This window comes from Flavobacterium sp. GT3R68, from assembly GCF_007109225.1.
Classification (GTDB): Bacteria; Bacteroidota; Bacteroidia; order Flavobacteriales; family Flavobacteriaceae; genus Flavobacterium.
This window is the reverse complement of the sequence record NZ_VJZK01000001.1, coordinates 710,397-734,484: the sequence shown is the minus strand read 5'-3', so window position 1 is coordinate 734,484 and position 24,088 is coordinate 710,397. Positions and strand designations below refer to the sequence as shown.

The window sequence follows — 24,088 nt, the reverse complement described above, 5'->3', positions numbered from 1 at the left end:
ATAATTTCGAAATGCAAAAAAGAATAGTAGTCACAGGAATAGGAATCTTAAGCTCCATTGGGAATAATATCCAGGAACATTTAGATTCGTTACTTGTTGGGAAATCCGGAAAAAAAAATATTGAAAGAATAAATACCGCTCATCCTATTTACAGAAATCAAAGTGCGTGTATAATCGATCAGGAAAAATTGAATTCTATTACAAAACTGGACAAAACGAAGCAAATCAATTGTGGTATATTTAGTATTGACCAGGCCATAAACGATGCAAAATTAACTCCTGGTGATTTAAAAGAAGCAGCCCTTATCATTGGCACTTCCATTGGAGCAAGCCACACATTTGCGGATTTTTTTAAGGAATATATTACTGATGAAAAGCTTTCTGAGGAAGCCTTGGATTTAGCTTCCAATTCTGCACAAACAATCACCGGAAGTATTGCCAAACATTACAAGATTTCCGGACCAACCTGTACTATTTCTACAGCTTGTTCCGCAAGTACTAATGCGGTCGGCAGGGGTTTAGATATGATTCGGTCCGGTAAAGTCAAAATAGCCATTGCCGGAGGCGTAGATATATTTTCTGAGCTGGCCTTTAGTGGTTTTAATTGCCTGCAAGCCTTATCAAAAAGTGACTGCAAACCTTTTTCAAGCACCCGAGACGGATTAATGCTTGGAGATGCCTCAGCATTTTTAATCTTAGAAGAATACGAAAGCGCAAAAAGCAATGGAAAGTCAATCTATGCTGAAGTAGTTTCGTATCACTTTTTAAACGAAGCATACCATCCCACGGCAGTCAAAGAAGATGGCTCTTCCATTTATGATTGTATGAAACAAACCTTAAATAAGGCAAATCTTACTGTAGACGACATCAATTATATCAACGCACATGGTACAGCTACAAATGTTAATGACTCCACCGAACTAAAGGGGATTGAACTGTTACTTGATGAGGCTAAAGAAGACAATGAGCTGTATGTAAGTTCTACAAAAAGTATGATTGGCCATTGTTTAGGCGCAGCAGGCAGCGCGGAATTAGTGTCAACGATCCTCGGAATGAAATACAATTTTATTTTGCCCAATATAAATGTCGAACCGCATGAGCTTCTAAAGATTAATAACAGTAAAATAAAAATTCCTTCTGAAGCCACCGGACATAAAATCACTTATGCTTTATCAAATTCCTTTGCCTTTGGCGGAAATATGTCAAGCATTCTTATCAAAAACATGAATTAAACAAACTTAAAAACAAACATCCTATGGACCAACAGTTGTCAGTAATTAAAACAGAAATTAAGGAAGTAATAATAGATATACTTCGATTAAATGTATCACCAGAAGACATTGACGATGATCAAAATTTTTTTGGGACTGAGACCGAACCTGGAATTATTGAAGATTCCCTTGTTATCTTGGAAATAGCTACCGTTCTGTCTGAAAAATATGATATTCCTCCAACAGAATTCAATGAGGAATCCTTTGTAAACGTAACCTCATTAGCAGAATTGACACTGAAATTCGTTAATGCGGATAAAATAACTACTTCTTAAAACTATCTATATTATCTAATCATTTAAAAACAAAATTAAACATGGAAACAAACAATGTTTTATCTTCAATCTCAATAGTAGAATTGGAAGAAAGATTTGAAACTTCAGTATTTGCTTTAGACGCAGAAAGATGTGGTGACAATGCTGATGTAAGAGTTACAGTTAGCGCTGTATAATCAATTTAATTAAAAACCTTAACAAATTTAAAATTATGAATACAAATAAACAAACCGTATTGTCTTCGATCTCAATAGTAGAATTAGAAGAAAGATTTGAAACTTCTGTTTTTGCTTTAGACGCTGAAAGATGTGGCGACGGAGCTAGAGTAGAAGTAGAGATCAAAGCAGTATAATAAATTCGTAGGTATTTAAGAAGTAGGAAAAAGGAACTCATGCAAATGAGTTCCTTTTAAATAAAAAGATTGCCATTAGTAAATGACGTTGATTCAAGATGTATTGGATTCAGCTGTAGATTAAAAAATACTCATTACTGTAGAGAACATTTTCTATTGTAAATGGGATTCACAACATCACTGGTGTGAAATATAATTAACTCAGGATTTTCATTTGGTTCGCTAGTTTAGCAACCATTTTTATATAAAAATTAAATTTTAAGAATCAAAAAAAAGGGAATGCAAAATAGTTTTGAAATACAAGAATTGGAAGGAAAATATATGCTGATTATCAACGGTATATATTATACAATTAATGAAATTACTTATTTTATTCTAAACGAAATCAAAAGCGGGTTGCCTTTTAACCAAATTGCAGTAGATGTTGAAAAAAAATTCGGGGTTTCGGCTTCTGAAAATGATATTGAAAGCATTCTTCAAAATCAGATTAACCCTCTGTTTGAAAAACAACATAAACTACAAAATTCCAGTACTTTTTGGCTAAAAAAAGAGCTTTTATCATTTGGCCAATATGAAAAAGTCATCAATCCATTTAAGGCTATTTTTAAACCATCCATTTTTTGGATTCCGTTTTTTACGTTTTTGATTTTAAATCTGTACTGGTTATTTTCCCTTCCTCTGCCCACCATTGCTATAACAGGATGCGAAGAAATGCTGCTTTTAAACACCTGTGTCTATGTGTCCTTGTTTGTCATAGTCATGCTCCATGAATTATCTCATGCGTCCTCAGCCCTCAATTTTGGGGTAAAAGCCAAGTCGATAGGATTTGGATTTTATTCTGTTTTCCCTGTTTTCTTCGCGGATATTACCGGGATATGGCCATTGAGCAAAAGCAAAAGAATGATTGTCAATTTGTCGGGTATCTATGTTCAGTCCATATTAGGTATACTGCTGTATTTTACTTATCAGTACTTCAAGGATAATTCAGGAGATACCTTCTTTATTAATTTTCTGTATTATATTTTTATTGCCAACGCAATCACCATTTTAGTGAATTTATTTCCGTTTTTCAAATTTGATGGCTATTGGTGCTATAGTGATTTGTTTAATGCGCCGAACTTAGGGAAAAGATCAAAAACACTAGTTTCTTCCTTAATCAAAAAAATAATTCCTTTTCCTTTTTTAACCGACAGTAACGAGCAGAGTTCGTTTAGTTTTAAAAACCTCTCCCTTATTATTTATACCTTTTTTAAGGGCCTGACCAATATCTTCCTGCTCTTTTTTATTGGCAAGATGGTGCTCAATGTCTTGAGCAACATTATGAAGATCGATTTCAGCTCCGAAGAGTCTCTTTCATGGTGCACCATAAAAAATTGGTTACTCTACGCGTTATTTATGTGGGTCATTGGGCGAATCGTGTTCAAGTTTACCAAGAAAGGTTATTTAACAACAATTAAATTCTTAAAATAATGGAATCAAAAATCCAGACTAATCCCTATATAGTGTTTGACAGTTCTACCGAAGATAAATTATCCAATACCCTGACGGGAGAGAAAATTTTATGCGGGGAAAAAATCATTGAGCTTATAAAATTTTTAAGAGAACCCAAAGAGTTTGAGATCATTGAAGAGAAATTTTGCGAGATAAAAGACGAATTGCCCCAATTAATTCATACGCTTTTGGCAAAGAAGTTTTTGTTCAGGCACAGCGAATCGGAAGACACCGTAACAACCATAACACCGTGCACACCTCATCTGTTTAATTTGCCGTTTTTGTCAAAACAAAAACTGCAGACCCTCACGGAAAAAGCTATTGTTTTTATTGGAGTGCCGTTGGGAATGGGAAATAAAACCAATACCTCGGCTTCCTATTACCCGAATTCGCTGCGTAACTATACCGAAAAGTATAGCGTAAAATTAAATAAGGAATCTTTTTTTAATTCAAAAGCTATTGGTTCTGCCAATGAGTTTCTTTCTTTAGAAAAATTGAAACGAGACGGAAGACTTTTTGACAACGGAAATATTTTCTTTGATTCCAATGAGTCCTCGACGTTCTGTTACCATAAAATAGAAAAAATATCTAAAACAATATTTGAAGACACAGCGGATAAAATACCTTTTTTTATTGGAGGCGATCATTCCATTTCTTATCCTATCATTAAGTCTGCCCTAGAGGTTTTTGGAGACGACTTATGTGTGATCCATTTTGATGCTCATACCGACACTTACGACTCTCCTTATAGCAAAATAAAACATGACCAAAAAACGCATCATCATGGCAACTTCTTAACCAAGTGTTTTGAAGCGGGCTTGAAACAGGCCTACCAATTTGGGATTAGAGGACTTGTAAATTGCAATCAGGAAAAAAATGAGTTTCAAACCATTTATTGGTGCAATGAAGTAAAGCAACTCATCAAAGAAAAACATGGGTTTGATGAATTGCCAAAAGATAAAAAATACTATGTAACATTTGATTTTGATGTCTTGGATCCGCAATTTTTCAAGGGAACCACAACCCCTGTAATGAATGGATTTACTTTGGAAGAGTGCTCATATCTAATTAAAACAGTCTTGAAAGACAAAGACATCATAGGATTGGATGTGGTGGAATTATACACCGATAAAGACGAATTGGAACTTACTCATCAGGTGGCAAGCCAGTTTATTTTTAATCTTCTTAATGCCATTTCATAAATCAATGACATTTATTACAGAAAGATTAAATACCGCATGTAAAAAACGGATTCTGTTCTTGAACCCAATGGGAACCACATCTCAGTATTGGTTGCAAAATTTGCAGATACACAATAGTTTTGAAAATTTTGAACTGGTCTTTTTAGATTATCCGGGTTATGCCTCTGTTGATTTTTATTATGTCGAAAGCCTGCAAAAACTGGCAAGGGAAATTGCGGACGATTTACAGCAATTGAACAGCAAAGAGACGATAGTAATCGGCTTTAGTTATGGCGGGAATGTGGCCATATGTCTGACAGAATATCTTTCGATACATAAAATGGTGCTGATTGGAACCAATCCATATATCCACAAAAATGAAATTAAGTTCTATGAGTATTTAGAAAATTCTCTGAAGCAAAATGGACTTTATGATTTTTCGACTTCGCTTTTAAATTTTTGTTATAACAGGAAAGAAAAAGAATCCAATCCGTTTTTACACCTTACATTATATGCCTCATTAAGACTTAATGTAAATCAGTTAGCGCTGGAACAACAACTCGATCATTTAAAAAATAATGTGGGAGATTTGGTACTTCAAAAAAATACGCTGATTCCTTTAATTATTATTGGGGAAGATGACGAAACGGTATTTGAGGATATCATTGACCGATATAATGTCCTCTTTAAAGACATTATATTCAAAGAGTTTAGTGATGCAGGTCATTTTGTTTTAGACTACAATCAGGATAGCATAGAAATAATAAAAGAATACATTAATTAACAAATAAACTGTTTCATGACACAAGACATACTTACTTTAAGAGAAAGTAGAACAAAATTAAGAGATAAGATTATTGAAAGGGAAAATGGAAAAAGAGCTCAAAATCAACTTAAGGACTACCATTTCCTGTCTGCAAATTTAAGCCGGTTTATGCCTCACCTCCCATTGGAAGAGCATTGGGACATCTATTTGAATGTATTGTGTACGATGATGCTTCGCGATTTCGATGTACATCTCGTCAGTTTGGCAGATAATTTATATAATGACAGTGAAAAAACGGTTGGAAGCCCTAAAATATATATCACCTGTCACCTGGGTTTTTGCAAAGCTTCCATTAGTCTGTTAATATTAAAAGGAGTAGATAAAATTGCCTTAGTTGTAGACCAAAATACGTATATCAAACAATCTGCGGCCATTCAGGCCATGCACGACAAATTTAAAGCGCTCAAGGGAATAGATTACAATATTAAAATCATTAATGTAGAAAAGAGCGGCTCTGTATTAGAAATGATTCAGCTTATAAAAGAAGGTTACTCTCTTTTTGCCTATATGGATGGGAACTCCGGATATAAAGGAGTGTATAACAAAGAAAGAACCATTGAAATACCATTCTTAAATAGCACCATTGTTTCCCGTACAGGTTTATCTGCAATATCCTACTTTACCAAAACCCCAATTGTGCCCTTTGTTTCATACTATGATGAAAATGACTTTCCTGTAACTGAATTTTTGGAAGAAATATCGTTTTCGGGAGAAAATATCAGTTTGTATATGGAAAATACCACGAAACAATTATATAAAGTTTTTGAAAAATACATCACCAAACATTATAATCAATGGGAGTCATGGTTTTATTTTCATAAGTACCTGGACGAAAAAATCCTCTTCGACAAAGATAATAGTTTCACTCTTGAAGGTATAACAAACGAAGATTTCACCAGTAATAATTTGGGCCTGTTTAAGATTAACGAAGATGCCTTTTTATTTAATAAAAAAGAATATCAAATTTATCCTATAACAGCTGAACAGTTCAATAAATTAAACGCAATTATTTTATGAAAAAAATAATTGTAATTATTTTAATATTCTTTTTTAATACAGTTTTTTCTCAGAATAACATTGTGAGAGGAAAAATAACTCATGGTAAAAAATCATTGCAAAATTGCAACATATATGTTGCTAACACTATTTTAGGTACTGTTTCGGATCAAGATGGAAATTTTGAGTTAGTTCTAAAAAAAAGCAACATACCCATAAAAATCATTTTTTCGCATGTAGGTTATCAGGAATATTATGTGGAAGACACCTTTGAGAATTTAACCTCTAAAGCCATTAGCGTTACTCTTGTAGAAATCAACAATCTGAATGAAATTGTTATTTTTTCTGATAAAAAAGTAAAAGCTGGATACATTTCCGGACTCTCTGCTTTAGATCTTATAACAACCCCAACTGCCCTTGGGGATGCCATGACTGCCATTTCGACATCGTTACCAGGAAATCAAATTGACCCAAACGACGGCAGATTTTTTGTAAGAGGAGGTGATCATTATGAAACCAAAATATTTATTAATGATTTGAATGTTCATACACCCTTCAATACCAATGGACCAAGTTTACCCAACAGAGGACGATTTTCCCCCTTTTTGTTTGACGGCATAGCCTTTTCGGCGGGTGGTTTTGAAGCAGAATATGGCAGGGCCTTATCCAGTGTGTTATTAATGAATACAAAACCCTCTCCTGTAAAAAATGAAACAGAGCTATCAATAAAATCAGTAGGTTTAGATGCAGGAATCTCCAGGATTTTAACTAAAAATATTTCTCTAACCGGTACCTTAGACTATACCCACTTAGGGCCATACAGAGCCATATTCCCTTCCAGATATAAATGGAATGAGGATTATAATACTTTAGCCAGTGAGATAGGAACCATTATCAATCTTAAAAATGGATTCTTTAAATCATACAATAAATATGATCAAACAAGGCTGGACTATGATCGTAATGATTTTGGCTTTGGAAGAATCATTAATACCAGGATATATGAAAAAAACTTTTATTCAAATAATTCATTAAATCTTACATTTAATGATACATTTAAATTTTATTCCGGACTCGTCTACTCCAATAATCAAAGAGATATATATGGAATATTTTCTGATCAGGACAATTCATTTGTAACCGATAAACTCCTGCACTTCAAAGCCAGAGGGGAATATAATTTTCATGACATCAAGTTGAAATTAAAGGTTGGGTTAGAACATTTTTTTAACACTTATTACATAAATTATGTAGACCATTTCACGAGCAACCAATTTATAAATAAGACAGATACTAATACCAGTTCATCGTTCATGGATGTTGAGCTTAAAATTTCGAATAAGCTGATGCTTAAGACTGGGATAAGAAACGATTATACAGATCGTTTAAATGAAAATGTTTATTCTCCCAGAGTTCGATTGAATTACGAAATAATTCCAAACCTTACCATATCGCCTTATTACGGAGTATATAATCAATCTCCTCAAAACGGCCATTTAATTTTCGATTTTGAGAAAAACCTAAAAAGTGAAAGAGCATTTCAACAAGGTTTAAATGTTTTTTGGAACAAAGACAAACGACTTATTTATGTAGATGCTTATAAAAAAGAATATAAAAATTTGGTTAAATACGATTTTGCTGCTAACGGTACAAGTCCATCGAACTTTAATAATTTAGGAAAGGGCTATGCAAATGGGGTAGATGTCTTTTTCTGGGATAGGAAATCTATTGATAACTTTGAATATCGGTTATCCTATACCTATATAGACGCCAAAAGAGATTATGAAGATTATCCCGGTCTCTCATATCCTGGCTTTTACTCGAAGCACAATGCCTCTGTAGTTACTAAATACTGGGCCGAAAAAATACGCAGTCTTATCAGTATATCTTATATATATTCTAGCGGCAATCCATATACAAACCCAAATAAGACAGGATTTAATAACTCTTTTACAAAACCGTACAACAGTTTAAATTTGAGTTATTCATACCTTTTATCCAATAACTTATTTATATATTCTTCCATATCTAATATCTTAGATTTTTCTAATATAGCATCTTACGATTACACTAGAAATCCTAATACAGATGGAGTATATGAAGAACAGGAAATACTTCCCTCATCAGATCAATTCTTTTTTATCGGGATGTTTTATAAATTTGGAGGGACAAAACAAATTAAAAACAAAATAAATGAAATTAACAACTAAATTACTATTTATGAAACAGAGTAGAATCCTATTTTTTGCATTAGCATTTTTGACAACATCTTTTGTTTTCTCCCAAGAAAACAAACCTACACTTAAAGTAAACTTTTCATCAAAAGGGAAAAAAGGAATATTATATATTGCTGTTTATGACAGCGAAGATAATTTTATGAAGGTAAAATTACAAAAACAAAAAATAGACATGTCCAGTGGGGAAAATACACAATTAAAAATAGGAGATTTAGTTGTTGGAAAAGAATATGCCATTACATCTTTTCTTGATGAAAACGGCAATGAAACACTCGATAAAAATGCCTTTGGTGTACCGATGGAACCTTATGGTTTTTCTAATAATGTCAAAGGGTATTTTGGACCACCGTCTTTTGAAGAGGTTAAGGTAGTTTTTCTTTTAAAGAATAACCCAATTAGTATTATAATAGATTAAACAGATATGAAAATAAAAATAATAGGCATAATAGCCTGCTTCCTTTTCTTTACTTCCATTGTACATAGTCAGGAATCCCTAGGCAAAAAGGAATTAGATAGCGTTATAAGGGTGTGTGTAAAAAAAATTGACAAAGAAGAAACTGTCGAAAACATGCGGTGGTCTGCCAATATGATGGAAAGAGTTACCAAAATAAATAATTGCTGGACCAGTAACTATTATTTATGTTACTTCTATCTTTTAGTAGCTATGGAGAGTAAAACAAGTGAAGAAAAAGATGTTTATTGCAATTCATTTTTTAAAATATATAGCATTGCAGAAAATTTTGCAAAAACAAATCAGGAGAAAAGTGAATTGCTTACTTTAAAGGCATTTTTAAAAATAGATGTCCTGATAAGTGATCCGATAAAACATGGAAAAGATTTAAGTGGTGAAATATTACAATTATTTAATGAAGCAATGGTACTTTATCCAAAAAATCCAAGAGCCATCTATTTAAATGCAGTTTTCAAATCAGGAATGGCCAATTTTTTCAATACAAAAGATAATTATTGCAATAGCTTTTTGCTCGCCAATAAAATATTTGTAAAAGATTTTGTCGAAAAAGACACCTATTTAATGCCTTTATGGGGGGCTGAGCATAATAGTAGTTTATTAATTAAATGCTACGGAAGTGATGATAAAAATGCTCAAAAAGAAGCTCCTGCAAAATAAAAAAATATTGGCTATAGCGCTAATTACCATTGTTGTTATTGAACGTTTTTTTAGAAGTTCAATCGATGAATTTTTAGGGCTTATCACTATATCAACCAAAGGAGTTTATCTGTTTACCAATTACTACCAATACGAACTTTACCGGATTATTTGGTATTTTACAATTGTACTTTTAGCTACAATTTGCCTCAGATTATCCATAGTTGGATCTTTAGGTTTGAAGAATAATTTCTTCAAACCTTTTGCATTTTCATTATTGGTTTCCTTACCGATGCTTTTGGGTTATTTTACTTTGGCTACAATTAATTTTCACAAAACAGATTATATATATATAGCCGTATCGTCTTTAGTTTCTGCCTTTGGTGAAGAAATTTACTTCAGAGGTTTTATTTTTGGAACCTTATTTTACCGAGCTAAATGGGGATTTATCCCTGCCGTTTTAGTGAGCGGTGTTGTTTTCGGGATAGGCCATCTATATCAGACACATGATTTTATCAGTGCTTTAGGTATTCTTTTAATTACATTTTTGGGGAATGCCTGGTTTTCCTGGTTGTTTTTAATTACGAATCGTAACATCTGGCTGCCTATAGGAATGCACTTTTTTATGAACTTTTTTTGGGATAGTTTTGCCTTAGAAAACGGTGCCTTAGGCGGATGGTCTTCAAATATTTTCAGAGCAATAACTATTATTCTATGCACATACTTTGTATATAAAAAGTATAAAAATTCTCCACAAATGATTTTTTTTTTAAAGAGTATTATTCCTACTCACAAATACCTAAAAGTCAAATAGGAAGAATATGGCATTCTATTTTAGAGAGCAAGTGGCCGGTTACTCCAAGTTAAAGTCTATTCCTAAACCACACTTTCTGCCATTCTCTCTTTAAAATTAAAAACGCAACCTGTTCCGAAAGTACTACCAAATCGGAACCGTCCAGTTTTTTTATCTGATCTTCAGAAACATCAATAATATAAAGTAAATTCAGATATTCGGCGAACTTGTATTGGATCAGCCGGTAGATTTTTTCGTGGAGCTGTACCTTCAATTCAAATGGCTTGGTACTCAACGGAAAATCAATCGGTTCATTGGCTAAATTAAAATCCTTGTTAATCTGCTCGACCAATTTCAGATATAAATTTTCATTTGCAGCCTCTGTTAAAAGGGAATCCGTATTTGTTGGCGCTATAAACATTATGATTGATTAGATTGTGATTATACGTTCCTTCCCATCAGGCTTTTCCCAAAATCGCTAAGCATCGCTTTTTTCTCCTCTGAAATATTCATTTTTCCCAAAGTTTTAAAAGCTTTAAAAGTATATTCCGCAATGGACTCCTGAGTTATTTTCGCTGCTCCTGACGAATTGAATATCTGTTTTACCGAATTGATTTTCTCGGTATTGTCTTTTGGTTGGATCGAAAAAAGATGCATCAGCTGTTCGGCTTCTGTTTCTTTGGAGAAAGCTACTGCTTTTAAATACAAATAGGTTTTTTTATTTTCAATAATATCCCCTCCAACTTGCTTTCCGAAGGTTTCCGGATCCCCAAAAGCATCGAGGTAATCGTCCTGAAGCTGGAACGCCAATCCTAAATTGAGTCCGAATTCATAAATCAAATTCGCATTTTCCTCGGAAGTTCCAGCAATGATAGCACCCATTTTCATGGCAGCAGCCACCAAAACCGCTGTTTTGTATTCAATCATTTTAAGGTACTCCGGTATCGTGACATCTTCCCGGGTTTCGAAATCGACATCCCATTGTTGTCCTTCACAAACTTCCAAAGCCGTTTTACTGAACAGTTTGGCCAGATCCCTGAAAATATGCGGCTCGTACTGTTCAAAATACTGGTACGCTAAAATCAGCATGGCGTCTCCGGACAAAATTCCGGTATTGATGTTCCATTTTTCATGAACCGTTTCCTGACCTCTTCGCAGGGGCGCATCATCCATAATATCATCGTGTACCAAAGAGAAATTGTGAAAAACCTCAACTGCCATCGCTGCGGGCAATGCCTTTTTATAATCCGCATCAAAAACCTCAGCCGCCATTAATGTCAGGACAGGACGCATTCTTTTCCCTCCCAGACCTACAATATACGAAATAGGCGTGTATAGGTTTTTAGGCTCTTTTATAATCACCTGGCTCTCTAAATAGTCGATGAAGAATTCCTGATACTGGCTGATGGCGTGCATAAAAGTAATTTTTGGCTAATTTACAGTATTCAATCTTCATAACAAACTGCCGCCTGTTTTCAAATGTTAAAAAAATGTAAATACTTTGGAAACTATTTTAGTATTCAAAGTTTCCATTCTATCTTTGTACCGAAATTTTAACAGTTTCATTTCCTATGAAAGACAAGATTATAACAAAGGCGAGCGAAATGTTCCTGAAACTTGGTTTCAAAAGCATTACCATGGATGATATTGCGGGAGAAATGTGCATTTCAAAAAAAACGATTTACAAATACTTCTGCAATAAAGAAATTCTGGTGGAAGAAAGCACCGCGATGGTCCATAAAGAAGTACATCAGATTATCGACAGTATTGTGGCCCAAAACTACAACGCCATTCAGGAAAATTTCGAGATTCGAAAAATGTTCAAAGAAATGTTTAAATCCTCGGACACCTCTCCTATTTATCAACTGAAGAAACACTATCCTGAAATTTACGAAAAGGTAATCTCGCGGGAAATTGACGAGTGCAACAAGTGTTTCCGCCAAAATATTGAGAAAGGTGTTGAGCAGGGCTTATACCGAAAAGACATCAATGTTGACACCTATATCAAATTTTATTACACCCTTATTTTCAGCATCAACGAAACGACCATCTTGGAAAGTGAAGCCCAAAAGCTGGAATTGGAAGCCTTGGAATACCATACCCGTGCTTTGGCCACCGAAAAAGGCATAGCCGAATTGGAAAAACAATTATCAAACTCAAATATATAATCATCACTCAATGAAAAAAGTAATCGCCATGACACTTGTGTTTTTTGCCATAACGGCTCAAGCACAAGAAAACAAACAGAGCTACTCCTTTAGTTTGGAAGAAGCCATTAATTATGCGGTAACCAACAATTATGCTGCCATTAATGCCGGGCGGGATATTGAGTCGGCCAAGCAGAAAAAATGGGAAACGACCGCGATGGGTTTACCCCAAATTAACGCCGGATTAGATTATCAGTATAATTTCGAAATACAGAAAGTTGTTATTGGTGACAAAGAAATTCCATTTGGTTCCAAACAAAATATGACCGCCAGAGCAACTTTGAGCCAATTGATTTTTGATGGCTCGTATATTGTAGCGCTTCAGGCCGCCAAAACCTACTTGAAGTATTTCGAAAATGCTAAACAAAAAACCAATGTCGAAATCAAGGAAATGGTCATTAACGCCTACGGGAATGTACTGTTGGCAGAAGAAAGCATTGCAATCCTTGAAAAAAACAAGAGCATCTTAGACAAAACATTATTCGACACCAAGGAAACTTTCAAAAACGGACTTATTGAGGAGGAAAATGTAGAGCAGCTCCAAATCACGCTTTCGTCTGTCAACAGCAGTCTGAACAATACCAAACGATTAAAAGACATCGCTTATAAAATGCTAAAAATCAACTTAGGAATTGATTTGGCTGCCGAGGTAAAACTTACCGACAAATTAGACTCTTTAACCACAAGCAATCTGGATTTGGCCTTGACACAAACGGAATTTAACATTGCTAATAATATAGATTACCAGATTGGACTGAATTTTCAGGATCAACGAAGACTAGAAATGAAACGCGAGAGAAGTAAAGCTTTACCTTCTTTAGCCGCGAATGTGAATTTTGGGTACAATGGGTACAATGATGATCAATTTGAATTTTTTACAAAAGATCAAAAATGGCTTAATTATTCAAATCTGGGCGTAAGCTTGAATGTGCCTATTTTCAGCAGTTTCGCCCGAAGCGCCCGAACACAACAGGCCAAAATCGCATACGATCAGGCCAAAACCCAACTTACGCAAACTGAGCAAAGACTGAAATTGCAATATGAGAATTCCAAGAGCCAATACGAATTCAGCATTGAGCAATACGAAACATCAAAAAGCAACCTGAACCTGGCGGAACGCATCGAGAGAAAGCAGCAGATCAAATTCACAGAAGGTCTTTCTTCCAGTTACGAATTCAGCGAAGCGCAGCGACAATTATACGCAGCACAGCAAACTTACCTGCAGTCGATGATTGATATCATCAATAAAAAAGCCGCTTTAGAAAAAATTATCAACAAACAATAATTCAATACAACTCACTAAAATGAAAAAAATATTAGTATTCACAGCTATTTCCATGTTTTTGTTCTCTTGTTCCAATGGAGTTAAAAACGATAATACTGACACTTTGATAAGTTCGAAAGACTTGGCTAAAATCAAAGAAAAAAGAGCGGCACTACAAATTGAAATAACTAAACTGGATGAGGCCATCGCCAATTTAGATACCAAAAAAACGGAAACATTAGTGAGTGTTGAAACTGTAAAAGATACCGTCTTCACTCACTATTTGGATATTCAGGGAAATATCGACACCAAACAAAACTTAATCATTTACCCGCAATATTCAGGCATCCTTACTACGTTGAATGTAACATCAGGACAGAAAGTGACTAAAGGTCAGGTTCTCGGAAGAATTGACGATGGCGGATTAAGCCAACAAGTTGCCCAACTTGAAACGCAGTTGGCTTTGGCCAAAACTACTTTCGAAAGACAAAAACGTTTATGGGACCAGAAAATCGGTTCTGAAATCCAATATTTGCAAGCACAGACCAATATGATCAGCCAGCAGAAAGCGGTTTCCCAAATCAAGGCACAGCTGTCAAAAACAGCAGTTATCGCGCCATTCACAGGGATCATCGATGAAGTACTTATCGAAAAAGGCCAGGTGGTCAGCCCGGGACAAGGACTGATGCGTATCGTGAATTTAAATAACATGTATGTTTCGACTTCCGTCCCTGAAACGTATATCAATAAATTAAAAGTAGGTACTGCTGTAGATGTTTTCATTACTTCCTTAGGCAAAAATTATGTTGGTAAAATCCGTCAGATCGGAAGCAATATCAACCCTGAAAACAGAAGTTTCAACATTGAAGTTACGGTTCCCAATACAGAGAATCTGTTACGACCAAATCAGGTAGCTAAACTTAAAATCATCGATTATACCCGTAAAAATGCGCTTGTCGTACCGGCAAATGTAATACAGGAAGATGGGACCGGAGAAAAATTTGTCTTTGTTGCCACGGACATTAAAGGAAGCACCGGAATTGCGAAGAAAGCAATCGTAAAAACGGGTCTTACCACGGATAATACCACTGAAGTGATCTCAGGCCTAAATGCCGATGATGTCATTGTAAGTGAAGGTGTGAACACGATTTCCGAAGGAATGAAATTAAACTTTTAAAGAAAAGACAGGATATAAACGCTTTAAACAGCACATCATACTATGAGTCATAAAGATAAAGAATTCAGCATATCCAGCTGGGCTGTAGAAAACCGGGTTACCGTCTACATCCTTACATTAATGATTGTCATCACCGGATTAATGGCCTATGTCACGATGCCCCGTGAGGATTTTCCGGAGATCATTGAGAACAAAGTTTACATTTCATCTGTTTTCCCCGGGAATTCAGCCGAAGATGTAGAGAAACTGATCATCAAACCTTTAGAAAAGGAAATCAAGAATATCAGTGGCGTCGACAAAATCACTTCCAGTTCGTTTCAGGATTACGGAATGATCATTGTAGAATTTGACGACGACGTTACTATAGAAATTGCCAAGCAAAAAGTAAAAGACCAGGTCGATATTGTTAAAGCTGACACCGATTGGCCTAACATGGACAATGGTAGCAAAGTAGAACCAAGTGTTTTTGAATTGAATATTTCGGAGGAAGTGCCGATTCTAAACATTAACCTGCAAGGAAACTATACTACACAACAGCTGAAGAAATACGGCGAATTACTGCAGGACGATATAGAGGAAGTCCCGGAAGTCAAAAAAGTGGATATTTTGGGTGTGGATGACAAAGAAGTAGAAATCGCAGTTGATATCTATAAGATGACCGCCGCACAGGTGTCGTTTGACGATATCCAAAATGCGGTACGTTATGAAAACCTGACGCTTTCCGGAGGGAATTTAGTTTCTCAGGGTTCCCGAAATAACATCCGTATTGTGGGTGAGATCAAGGACCCGAAAGAACTGGAAAATGTGATTGTAAAATCGTACGGGGGAACCGTATATCTTAAAGATGTTGCAACAGTAACATTTAAGGAAAAAGAAAAAACGACCTATGCCCGGGAAAAAGGGACCGAAGTGGTGATGCTGAATGTAAAAAAACGTTCCAACCAAAACATGATTTCGGCTATTGAACAGATTAAAGAAAAACTGACAGAGGCCCGAGCATCTTATTTACCCGCCAACTTAAAGGTGGAATTGACCAACGACCAGTCTTCAAGAGTAGAACATCAGGTAGACGAACTTTCCAATCACATTATTTTTGGTATTGTACTGGTAATGATTGTATTGATGTTTACGATGGGATTACGAAATTCCTTATTTGTTGGAGCCGCAATTCCTTTATCCATGCTGATGGCATTTAGTATTCTTTCCGCTTTCGGGTTGACTTTAAATACTATGGTACTTTTCGGATTGGTTATGGGATTAGGAATGCTCGTGGATGATGGAATTGTAGTCGTCGATAACGTGTTTGCCAATATGAAGAAGGGGCACGATCGTGTGCACGCCTCAAAAATCGGTATTGGCGAAATCGCGTGGCCGGTAATTTCCTCGACAGCCACCACGTTAATGGCGTTTCTGCCTTTCGCATTATGGCCTGGAACTATGGGTAAATTCATGAAATACTTCCCAATTACATTAACCGTAACCCTCAGTGCTTCGCTATTTGTGGCGATGGTGGTCAATGCGGCGATGACAGGAGGTTCCATGGATATTGAGGACAAGAATGTCACCAAAAAATCAGCAAAAAACTATTCGATTATATTTATTATTATTGCGGTAATCTTTGTTATTGTCGGCAATGTATACGACTCTAAATTAGCTCGTGCCATTGGTCATTTGGCTATCATATCAATGGTCTTGATGTGGTCATACCGTCTTAAAATTTACCAATGGACACAGGATTTCCAGCATAGTTTTTTTCCAAGAATGGAAGAACGATATAAAAACTTCCTTGCAAAAATCCTTCACGATAATAAGCCTTGGTATGCTTTGGGTGGAATTATCGGAATGCTGTTCCTTTCATTTATCTTATTGAGCATTTTCCCCAGAAAAGTATTATTTTTTCCTGATAATGTCCCAAATCAGGTCATCACATATATCGAGTATCCACAGGGAACGGACATTAATAAAACCAACAAAGCCACGATTTTTGTCGAAAAACAGGTGATTTCCATCTTAAGCAAATATGTAGATCCGAAAACGAACAAAAATTTCCTCGCGGAATCGATTGTTTCACAAGTGGGTGTTGGTGCCGGTAATCCCAATGTAGATGCCGGGTCTGCCTCTGAAACTCCTTATAAAGGAAAAGTAACGGTCAGCTTCTCAGAGTTCAAATTCAGGAAAGGCATCAATACGGCCGATATTCTGGAAGAAATACGAACCAAGGTAAAAGGTATTGCCGGGGCTTCCGTTACCGTAGAAAAAGATGCAAATGGACCGCCTGCGGGATATCCAATCAGTATTCAGCTGACCGGATTGGATTATGACGACATGTTGAAAGAAGCCGATAAGATGATTGCTTTTGTCAATTCCAAAAACATTCCTGGAATTGAAAAATTGAGTGTTGATGTCAACAAAGAAAGTCCTGAATTGGAAGTGAATGTCGACCGTGTTAATGCGGGAAGTGTGGGTGTTTCTACCGGACAAATCGGAATGAATCTGCGTCGTTCAGTATACGGACAGGAAATCTCTACTTTCAAGGAAGGCGATGATGATTATAACATTGTGATGCGTATGCAGGAAGACCAACGCAAAAACCAAAGCGTTTTGTTCAACCAATCGTTGACGTTCCGTAATCAGAATAATGGACAGATTGTACAATTGCCGATTTCAGCTGTTTCTACGACTGAGAAAACCACAACGTACAATCAGATCAAAAGAAAGAACCAGAAACGTATCATGACCATTTATTCAAATGTCTTGACAGGATATAATGGCGATGAAATCACAAAACAAATTCAGGCACAGCTGACGAATTACCAACTACCGAAAGGAATCACCTACTCGTTTTCCGGGGTGCAGGAAGAACAGGGTAAAAACCAGAGTTTCCTGATGTATGCGTTGTTTTTGGCCTTGGCCGGAATTACCCTTATTATTGTATTGCAGTTTAACTCGGTTTCTAAAACAGCAATTATTTTGTTTACGGTTATCCTGAGTTTTAGTGGGGTGTTTTACGGATATATAATTGCCAATATGGATTTCGTGATCCTGATGACGATGATGGGAATCATTTCGCTCGCCGGAATTGTGGTGAAAAATGGAATCGTACTGATGGACTTCTTCGTCTTATTGCTCGACAAACAAGTTGAAGAACGCGGTCTGAAAACACATGATGATTTGTCTTTGGCAGTCATCAAAGAAGTGATTATCGAATCCGGAAAATCAAGATTGCGTCCGGTACTATTGACGGCTTTAACCGCGGTATTGGGATTGATTCCGCTTGCCATAGGACTGAATTTCGATTTCTTTTCTTTGATTACCGATTTGAATCCGCACGTATTCATGGGTGGGGATAACGTGATTTTCTGGGGACCTTTGGCATGGACGATTATCTTCGGATTGACTTACGCGACGATCCTGACTTTAGTGATGGTTCCGGTAATGTTCTACTTGGTAAAGAGAACGAAATACTGGTTGAGAGACCGCAAGAAAAATAAGATCGTAGAATTGGTGAAATAATTTTAAGCTAATTCTAGTAGTTAAGATAAAACCATCAAGAGAAATTTTGATGGTTTTTTTATTCTACATTGGGACAAGTTTAACAGTTTTAATCAGTACCAAGTGATCTTTTTTTTACAAATTTGATAAAAATATTCTTACTCTCGTTTTTGTATAACAACTAAAAACTTAAAATGAAAAAAAACATCCTTACACTATTTATCTTTTTACTGATATCAAGTAAATTCGTAGGTCAAACAAAGAAAGACTATTTTACATTAGAGGGTATTATAAGAACAAATTATAGTGGATATATTTATCTTAGTTACAATAATAAAAAAGATAGTTGTTTAGTAATAAATAATAAATTTCATTTCAAAGGAAAAATGCCAATTGCGGATGTGGGATATTTCACTACAAGTAAGTTAACTTCAATGGAAAAAGATTTTTATTTAGAAAATGCAAATATCAAAATAGATATTAGTATTGAAACTAAAATAATTAAAGACTTTAAAATTGATTTTATAAAAATTAATTCAATATCTGGAACAAAGACAAGTTTGATTGAAAAAGATTATGAAGATTTTGTAGCAAAACATCAAAATGATAAAGATTGGCAAATGAAGCAATACAAAAAATTAGATGAGATTGTTTCAAAATATCCTAACCATAATTTGACTGGCGATTTATTAACTGGAGTATCGTGGGATTCTTTAGCAGACGTTAAAAAATTGCAATATTTTTATAATAAATTGGATTTGAAATCACAACGTCCTTCTACAATGTTAGTTTTTAAAAAAAACATCTACCCTTCGGAAAGTTCAAAGGTAGGTAAACCAATGGTAGACTTCGTACTTCCTGACAAAAACGGAAAATATATAAACACCAACCAATACAGAGGCTCAGTATTACTTATAGATTTTTGGGCTTCATGGTGTGCTCCTTGTAGAAAACAAATCCCAGAAATAACTAAAATATATGAGAAGTTTAAGGATAAAAACTTCAAAATTTTAAGTATATCGTTAGATAAAAATAAAGAAAAATGGCTTTTAGCATTAGAAAAAGAAAAAATGCAATGGGATAATGTCCTTGAGGATAAAGAATTTCTTAGTGAAATTGTAAAAGAATACGAAGTAAATGCAATACCAACTTCTTTTTTAATAAATGAAAAAGGAGTAATACTTGCCAATAATCCTACGATGCAAGAATTAGAAAATTATTTGAATAAACTTTAATGGGAAACTAGTAATTGTAGATTTATCGGCAACATATGAAGATGATGAAAATATTTTAAGTATCCCTTTCAAAATAGTATTAAAATCAAAATCGGCTGTTACACCAATGTGTGACAGCCGATTTCTTTATAGACGCAAATACCTGTATTAAAATAGTCAGAGATAGATATTCGGTGGAATATACTGAGAATCTCTGTTTATCAGTACGTCTTGTTCATATCCAAATTTAGTAAAAATAAAGTATTTAAAAAACTTTTTTCTCCCAAAAAATGAAAACTTAAAGTTTGAAAACAGTTTATTAACAGAGCTTAGAATTTTTAATGCAACAAGGCATCCAATTCTTCCTGGAGTTTTGGAGAGGAAGGTCTCGCCGCATCTGCCTTAACGACCTTTCCGTTTGGGTCTATTAAGATAAACCTCGGAATACCCTGAATGCCAAAACTCTTCACGAAATCAGAATTCCATTCTTTATCTGCCATAAGTTGAACGCCTCCTAATTCCTTATCCGTTACGAATTTTTTCCATTTATCATGATCTTTTAAAGCATCAATAGAAATACTTACAAATTCAATATTCTTACCATGGTACTTCTCCTCTACCTTTTTCAGGAAAGGAATTTCAGCACGACATGGGCCACACCAGGTTGCCCAAACATCAATATAAACATATTTGCCTTTAAAATCTTCTAATTTTGTTTTTCCTCCTTTATGATTTTCATAATCGAAAGAAGCTGAAATTGAATTGTTTATTTTATTGGTAGCTTGGGTTTCGTTATAAAATTTCTCCAAACCTTTTAAGGACATTTCAATATTTCGCTTTTGCAAAGACACGAAATTCGGATCTAATTTAGCCGCTTCCAATGCTGCGAAATCAGCCTTTTTCTTTTCACCCACCAGTTTATTAAAATCGGCTACGCTTGCCGTAAGGAGATTGTCATAATTGAATTTTTCATCTAAAAGGGCGCTTTGTGCAAGATAATTATTCTCTGCCGACCCTTTTCCGGAATAAACCAATGACTCATCAAACTCTTTGGCATCCATTTTTAACTTTAAATCAAAACCATTTTTAAGATACAGGCTGGCATATTCAACTCCGTCAAACATTTGATAAAAACCTTCTTTTACATTTAAAGAGTCTTTGAAAACGCCGTCTTTGTTGATCTGAATTTTTTTCAGGGTTTTATCGCCATTGTTTAAATAAATATAATCCCCATTCCTGTTGGCGATCTCTGCTTGAAATGTCACGTATTTCTTGTCCTGTCCATTACTATTAATGGAGCAGACAACTAGAAAAGCAATAAAGAATAATTTTTTCATAAAAGGTTTTGTTTATTTTTGGTAACCAAATCTACTCTAATTTTCTAATCAGCAAAAGAGATTAACAAAACATTTCATTTTAAATTTTTATTGAAGTTTCGCAGTTTTGGACATTAATCTGATTTTTGTTTTTACTTTTGCAGTCTAAAATTTAGATAATGTATAGAAGTCACAACTGTGGAGAATTAAACGCTGCACATATAAATACTGAAGTTACACTGGCAGGCTGGGTTCAAAAATCACGTGATAAGGGATTTATGAATTGGGTCGATTTGCGCGATCGTTATGGAATTACCCAGCTTATTTTTGACGAAGATCGTACCGATAAAGCCGTATTCGAATTAGCCAAAACTTTGGGACGTGAATTCGTTATCCAGATAAAAGGGACTGTTATTGAGCGTGAAGCCAAAAATAAAAACATGACTACCGGTGATATCGAAATTTTAGTAACCGAACTGAATATCCTGAATGCTGCTTTGACACCTCCTTTCACCATTGAAGATGAGACTGATGGAGGCGAAGACATCCGAATGAAATACCGTTATCTGGACATCCGTAGAAATCCTGTAAAAAACAGTTTGTTGTTTCGCCATAAAGTAGCGATGGAAGTTAGAAAATACCTTTCTGATCTGGACTTCTGTGAAGTGGAAACTCCTTATTTAATAAAATCCACTCCTGAAGGCGCAAGAGATTTCGTAGTTCCTTCGCGAATGAATGCCGGACAGTTTTACGCATTGCCACAATCCCCACAAACCTTCAAGCAATTATTGATGGTGGGTGGAATGGACAAATATTTCCAAATCGTGAAATGTTTCCGTGATGAGGATTTACGTGCCGACAGACAGCCGGAGTTTACACAGATCGATTGTGAAATGGCGTTTGTGGAACAGGAAGACATTTTGAATGTTTTTGAAGGACTGACCAGACATTTACTGAAAGAAATAAAAGGTGTGGAAGTAGAGAAGTTCCCAAGAATGACCTACGAACACGCGATGAAAACATATGGTAACGACAAACCGGATATCCGTTTCGGAATGGAATTTGGAGAACTGAACCATGTTGCCCAGAATAGAGAGTTCCCTGTTTTCAATTCGGCTGAATTGGTGGTCGGAATTGCTGTTCCCGGTGCCGGAGAATATACCCGAAAAGAAATTGACGGACTGATTGAATGGATGAAACGTCCTCAGATTGGAGCAACCGGAATGGTCTATGTAAAATGTAACGAAGACGGAACCTATAAATCATCTGTGGACAAATTCTACGATCAGGACGACTTAAGCAATTGGGCAAAGACTACCGGAGCACAGAAAGGCGATATGATTTTCGTATTGTCGGGCCCGGCGGATAAAACAAGAACACAATTAAGCACCTTGCGTATGGAAGTGGCCACGCGCTTGGGATTGAGAAAACCGGAAGAATTTGCCCCTTTATGGGTAGTTGATTTTCCACTACTGGAATTCGACGAAGACAGTGGCCGTTATCATGCGATGCACCATCCATTTACGTCTCCAAAACCGGAAGACATGCATTTATTGGAAACCGATCCCGGAAAAGTTCGTGCCAATGCCTATGACATGGTATTGAACGGAAATGAAATTGGAGGAGGTTCGATTCGGATACACGATAAAGCGACACAGCAATTAATGTTCAAATACTTGGGTTTCACCGAAGAACAGGCAAAAGAACAATTTGGATTCCTGATGGATGCATTCCAATTTGGAGCACCTCCTCACGGAGGATTGGCGTTTGGATTAGATAGATTGGTAGCGATTTTAGGCGGACAAGAAACGATTCGTGATTTTATTGCTTTCCCTAAAAATAATTCCGGCCGTGATGTCATGATTGACGCTCCATCGGCAATTGACGCGACGCAATTAAATGAGTTGCACATCAAAGTGGATTTGCTATAATTTACGCATAAAAAAAGGCTCTAAAACACTAAATATCAATATTTTTACAAAATTTTAACGTAAGAATGTTGTGCGTATTATATTAAAGGTTACATTTGTATCATTATAAATTATTATTACTATTACAATGCGTACAGGTACAGTTAAATTTTTCAATGAATCAAAAGGTTACGGATTCATTACAGACGAAGAAACAGGAAAAGACATTTTCGTTCACGCTTCAGGTATTAGAGCTGAAGAGTTGAGAGAAGGTGACAGAGTAAGTTACGAAGAAGAAGAAGGAAGAAAAGGTAAAGTAGCTGCACAAGTTGCAGTACTTGAAGACTAAAAATATATAGATTATTTTTGTTACCTATTGAATGTTTAAAGACGTTCCGATTAATTTCGGAACGTTTTTTTTTTGCAATAAACTGAAATTTAAACCCAAAAAAGCATCCTTATTTATAATTAATAAAAACTGCGTTTATTTAACACGCAAAACAAACCGAAATTGATTCATAGGGTTGTTATTTAATTATTGAAAACTTACCTTTGTAGTTAATTTCAAGGTTAATATTACAAAATATGCAAACAACCCAGCTAAGCTATCTTCCTATCCTTATGCAGTTTATTCTTGCGGTAGGATTTGTTGTAGGAACAGTGTTAATTTCGGGACTTTTAGGGCCGAAAAGAAATTCACAAATAAAAGATGAGAACTTCGAATGTGGGATTGAATCAGTGGGAAATGCCCGTATTCCTTTCTCTGTAAAATATTTCTTAGTAGCCATTTTATTTGTTCTGTTTGATGTCGAAGTTATTTTTCTTTATCCTTGGGCCATCAACTTCAAGGAACTGGGAATAGAAGGGATGGTCAAAATGGTCATATTCATGATGCTTCTGTTGGTGGGATTTTTCTATATCATCAAGAAAAAAGCATTGGAATGGGAATAAGATAATTTACATCTGTAGATTATTTAC

General features: G+C 35.4%; 23 protein-coding genes. 20 read left to right on the top strand and 3 right to left on the bottom strand.

Annotated features, from left to right (window positions below; translation table 11 throughout):
• The first annotated feature begins 11 nt into the window (after positions 1 to 11).
• The 12 genes from FNW07_RS03130 to FNW07_RS03085 all read left to right on the top strand — a co-directional run bounded on the left by FNW07_RS03130 (position 12) and on the right by FNW07_RS03085 (position 10,551).
• Complete coding sequence (locus FNW07_RS03130) at positions 12 to 1,232, top strand: beta-ketoacyl synthase (RefSeq protein ID WP_126744689.1); 1,221 nt, start codon at positions 12 to 14, stop codon at positions 1,230 to 1,232.
• Positions 1,233 to 1,255: 23 nt separating this feature from the next.
• Positions 1,256 to 1,546: a hypothetical protein gene (locus FNW07_RS03125; protein WP_126744688.1), complete on the top strand. Its 291-nt coding sequence runs from the start codon at positions 1,256 to 1,258 to the stop codon at positions 1,544 to 1,546.
• A gap of 41 nt (positions 1,547 to 1,587) precedes the next feature.
• Positions 1,588 to 1,722 (top strand): hypothetical protein, encoded by a 135-nt coding sequence (locus FNW07_RS13935; protein ID WP_255512719.1) that lies wholly within the window; start codon positions 1,588 to 1,590, stop codon positions 1,720 to 1,722.
• A 35-nt stretch (positions 1,723 to 1,757) separates the two neighbouring features.
• Positions 1,758 to 1,898, top strand: coding sequence for a hypothetical protein (locus tag FNW07_RS13745; RefSeq protein ID WP_158626867.1), 141 nt, complete (start codon positions 1,758 to 1,760; stop codon positions 1,896 to 1,898).
• Between the two features lie 279 nt (positions 1,899 to 2,177).
• The gene (locus FNW07_RS03120) at positions 2,178 to 3,368 is read left to right on the top strand and encodes a hypothetical protein (protein ID WP_126744687.1); all 1,191 of its coding nucleotides are present in this window, start codon (positions 2,178 to 2,180) and stop codon (positions 3,366 to 3,368) included.
• Positions 3,368 to 4,591, top strand: a complete 1,224-nt coding sequence (locus FNW07_RS03115; RefSeq protein ID WP_126744686.1) for an arginase family protein — start codon at positions 3,368 to 3,370, stop codon at positions 4,589 to 4,591. The genes FNW07_RS03120 and FNW07_RS03115 overlap by 1 nt, the downstream gene beginning before the upstream one ends.
• Positions 4,592 to 4,595: 4 nt before the next feature.
• A complete protein-coding gene (locus tag FNW07_RS03110; protein ID WP_158626866.1) occupies positions 4,596 to 5,354 on the top strand; it encodes an alpha/beta fold hydrolase in 759 nt (252 codons plus the stop codon).
• Between the two features lie 15 nt (positions 5,355 to 5,369).
• Positions 5,370 to 6,413 carry a hypothetical protein gene (locus tag FNW07_RS03105; RefSeq protein WP_126744684.1) on the top strand — a complete coding sequence of 348 codons (1,044 nt, stop codon included), beginning with the start codon at positions 5,370 to 5,372 and terminating at the stop codon, positions 6,411 to 6,413.
• Complete coding sequence (locus FNW07_RS03100; RefSeq protein ID WP_126744683.1) at positions 6,410 to 8,602, top strand: TonB-dependent receptor; 2,193 nt, start codon at positions 6,410 to 6,412, stop codon at positions 8,600 to 8,602. Before FNW07_RS03105 ends, FNW07_RS03100 begins: the two co-directional genes overlap by 4 nt.
• A 10-nt stretch (positions 8,603 to 8,612) precedes the next feature.
• Entirely contained in the window at positions 8,613 to 9,044 is a 432-nt protein-coding gene (locus tag FNW07_RS03095) for a DUF2141 domain-containing protein (RefSeq protein ID WP_185964607.1), read from the top strand.
• Between the two features lie 6 nt (positions 9,045 to 9,050).
• Positions 9,051 to 9,758, top strand: a complete 708-nt coding sequence (locus tag FNW07_RS03090) for a hypothetical protein (protein WP_126744681.1) — start codon at positions 9,051 to 9,053, stop codon at positions 9,756 to 9,758.
• 7 nt (positions 9,759 to 9,765) lie between these two features.
• Positions 9,766 to 10,551: a CPBP family intramembrane glutamic endopeptidase gene (locus FNW07_RS03085; protein ID WP_158626865.1), complete on the top strand. Its 786-nt coding sequence runs from the start codon at positions 9,766 to 9,768 to the stop codon at positions 10,549 to 10,551.
• A gap of 49 nt (positions 10,552 to 10,600) precedes the next feature.
• Here FNW07_RS03085 and FNW07_RS03080 read toward each other — a convergent pair whose 3' ends face one another.
• Both FNW07_RS03080 and FNW07_RS03075 read right to left on the bottom strand, forming a co-directional pair.
• Positions 10,601 to 10,951 carry a hypothetical protein gene (locus tag FNW07_RS03080; RefSeq protein ID WP_185964606.1) on the bottom strand — a complete coding sequence of 117 codons (351 nt, stop codon included), beginning with the start codon at positions 10,949 to 10,951 and terminating at the stop codon, positions 10,601 to 10,603.
• Between the two features lie 20 nt (positions 10,952 to 10,971).
• The gene (locus FNW07_RS03075; RefSeq protein ID WP_126744678.1) at positions 10,972 to 11,946 is read right to left on the bottom strand and encodes a polyprenyl synthetase family protein; all 975 of its coding nucleotides are present in this window, start codon (positions 11,944 to 11,946) and stop codon (positions 10,972 to 10,974) included.
• 155 nt (positions 11,947 to 12,101) lie between these two features.
• Here FNW07_RS03075 and FNW07_RS03070 point away from each other — a divergent pair, with 155 nt between their 5' ends.
• The 5 genes from FNW07_RS03070 to FNW07_RS03050 all read left to right on the top strand — a co-directional run bounded on the left by FNW07_RS03070 (position 12,102) and on the right by FNW07_RS03050 (position 19,905).
• Positions 12,102 to 12,698: a TetR/AcrR family transcriptional regulator gene (locus FNW07_RS03070; protein WP_126744677.1), complete on the top strand. Its 597-nt coding sequence runs from the start codon at positions 12,102 to 12,104 to the stop codon at positions 12,696 to 12,698.
• A 10-nt stretch (positions 12,699 to 12,708) separates the two neighbouring features.
• Entirely contained in the window at positions 12,709 to 14,022 is a 1,314-nt protein-coding gene (locus FNW07_RS03065) for a TolC family protein (RefSeq protein WP_126744676.1), read from the top strand.
• Between the two features lie 19 nt (positions 14,023 to 14,041).
• The gene (locus FNW07_RS03060) at positions 14,042 to 15,178 is read left to right on the top strand and encodes an efflux RND transporter periplasmic adaptor subunit (RefSeq protein ID WP_126744675.1); all 1,137 of its coding nucleotides are present in this window, start codon (positions 14,042 to 14,044) and stop codon (positions 15,176 to 15,178) included.
• Positions 15,179 to 15,220: 42 nt separating this feature from the next.
• Positions 15,221 to 18,691, top strand: a complete 3,471-nt coding sequence (locus FNW07_RS03055) for an efflux RND transporter permease subunit (protein WP_126744674.1) — start codon at positions 15,221 to 15,223, stop codon at positions 18,689 to 18,691.
• 173 nt (positions 18,692 to 18,864) lie between these two features.
• Positions 18,865 to 19,905, top strand: coding sequence for a TlpA disulfide reductase family protein (locus tag FNW07_RS03050; RefSeq protein ID WP_126744673.1), 1,041 nt, complete (start codon positions 18,865 to 18,867; stop codon positions 19,903 to 19,905).
• Positions 19,906 to 20,222: 317 nt separating this feature from the next.
• Here FNW07_RS03050 and FNW07_RS03045 read toward each other — a convergent pair whose 3' ends face one another.
• The gene (locus FNW07_RS03045) at positions 20,223 to 21,221 is read right to left on the bottom strand and encodes a TlpA disulfide reductase family protein (RefSeq protein WP_126744672.1); all 999 of its coding nucleotides are present in this window, start codon (positions 21,219 to 21,221) and stop codon (positions 20,223 to 20,225) included.
• Between the two features lie 158 nt (positions 21,222 to 21,379).
• On the opposite strand from FNW07_RS03045, the gene aspS reads away from it, so the two are divergent.
• The 3 genes from aspS to FNW07_RS03030 all read left to right on the top strand — a co-directional run bounded on the left by aspS (position 21,380) and on the right by FNW07_RS03030 (position 24,061).
• Positions 21,380 to 23,131 carry an aspartate--tRNA ligase gene (aspS, locus tag FNW07_RS03040; protein ID WP_126744671.1) on the top strand — a complete coding sequence of 584 codons (1,752 nt, stop codon included), beginning with the start codon at positions 21,380 to 21,382 and terminating at the stop codon, positions 23,129 to 23,131.
• Positions 23,132 to 23,258: 127 nt separating this feature from the next.
• A complete protein-coding gene (locus tag FNW07_RS03035; protein ID WP_027310289.1) occupies positions 23,259 to 23,459 on the top strand; it encodes a cold-shock protein in 201 nt (66 codons plus the stop codon).
• 236 nt (positions 23,460 to 23,695) lie between these two features.
• Positions 23,696 to 24,061, top strand: coding sequence for an NADH-quinone oxidoreductase subunit A (locus FNW07_RS03030; RefSeq protein WP_126744670.1), 366 nt, complete (start codon positions 23,696 to 23,698; stop codon positions 24,059 to 24,061).
• The last annotated feature ends 27 nt before the right edge of the window (positions 24,062 to 24,088 follow it).

Bases quoted from the DNA above. Each gene is read 5' to 3' on its own strand.
- FNW07_RS03050 (WP_126744673.1), top strand. From the start codon at position 18,865: ATGAAAAAAAACATCCTTACACTATTTATCTTTTTACTGATATCAAGT.
- aspS (WP_126744671.1), top strand. From the start codon at position 21,380: ATGTATAGAAGTCACAACTGTGGAGAATTAAACGCTGCACATATAAAT.
- FNW07_RS03120 (WP_126744687.1), top strand. From the start codon at position 2,178: ATGCAAAATAGTTTTGAAATACAAGAATTGGAAGGAAAATATATGCTG.
- FNW07_RS03065 (WP_126744676.1), top strand. From the start codon at position 12,709: ATGAAAAAAGTAATCGCCATGACACTTGTGTTTTTTGCCATAACGGCT.
- FNW07_RS03070 (WP_126744677.1), top strand. From the start codon at position 12,102: ATGAAAGACAAGATTATAACAAAGGCGAGCGAAATGTTCCTGAAACTT.
- FNW07_RS03090 (WP_126744681.1), top strand. From the start codon at position 9,051: ATGAAAATAAAAATAATAGGCATAATAGCCTGCTTCCTTTTCTTTACT.
- FNW07_RS03100 (WP_126744683.1), top strand. From the start codon at position 6,410: ATGAAAAAAATAATTGTAATTATTTTAATATTCTTTTTTAATACAGTT.
- FNW07_RS03045 (WP_126744672.1), bottom strand. From the start codon at position 21,221: ATGAAAAAATTATTCTTTATTGCTTTTCTAGTTGTCTGCTCCATTAAT.
- FNW07_RS03055 (WP_126744674.1), top strand. From the start codon at position 15,221: ATGAGTCATAAAGATAAAGAATTCAGCATATCCAGCTGGGCTGTAGAA.
- FNW07_RS03105 (WP_126744684.1), top strand. From the start codon at position 5,370: ATGACACAAGACATACTTACTTTAAGAGAAAGTAGAACAAAATTAAGA.
- FNW07_RS03035 (WP_027310289.1), top strand. From the start codon at position 23,259: ATGCGTACAGGTACAGTTAAATTTTTCAATGAATCAAAAGGTTACGGA.
- FNW07_RS03130 (WP_126744689.1), top strand. From the start codon at position 12: ATGCAAAAAAGAATAGTAGTCACAGGAATAGGAATCTTAAGCTCCATT.
- FNW07_RS03075 (WP_126744678.1), bottom strand. From the start codon at position 11,946: ATGCACGCCATCAGCCAGTATCAGGAATTCTTCATCGACTATTTAGAG.
- FNW07_RS03115 (WP_126744686.1), top strand. From the start codon at position 3,368: ATGGAATCAAAAATCCAGACTAATCCCTATATAGTGTTTGACAGTTCT.
- FNW07_RS03095 (WP_185964607.1), top strand. From the start codon at position 8,613: ATGAAACAGAGTAGAATCCTATTTTTTGCATTAGCATTTTTGACAACA.
- FNW07_RS03125 (WP_126744688.1), top strand. From the start codon at position 1,256: ATGGACCAACAGTTGTCAGTAATTAAAACAGAAATTAAGGAAGTAATA.
- FNW07_RS13935 (WP_255512719.1), top strand. From the start codon at position 1,588: ATGGAAACAAACAATGTTTTATCTTCAATCTCAATAGTAGAATTGGAA.
- FNW07_RS13745 (WP_158626867.1), top strand. From the start codon at position 1,758: ATGAATACAAATAAACAAACCGTATTGTCTTCGATCTCAATAGTAGAA.
- FNW07_RS03110 (WP_158626866.1), top strand. From the start codon at position 4,596: ATGACATTTATTACAGAAAGATTAAATACCGCATGTAAAAAACGGATT.
- FNW07_RS03080 (WP_185964606.1), bottom strand. From the start codon at position 10,951: ATGTTTATAGCGCCAACAAATACGGATTCCCTTTTAACAGAGGCTGCA.
- FNW07_RS03030 (WP_126744670.1), top strand. From the start codon at position 23,696: ATGCAAACAACCCAGCTAAGCTATCTTCCTATCCTTATGCAGTTTATT.
- FNW07_RS03060 (WP_126744675.1), top strand. From the start codon at position 14,042: ATGAAAAAAATATTAGTATTCACAGCTATTTCCATGTTTTTGTTCTCT.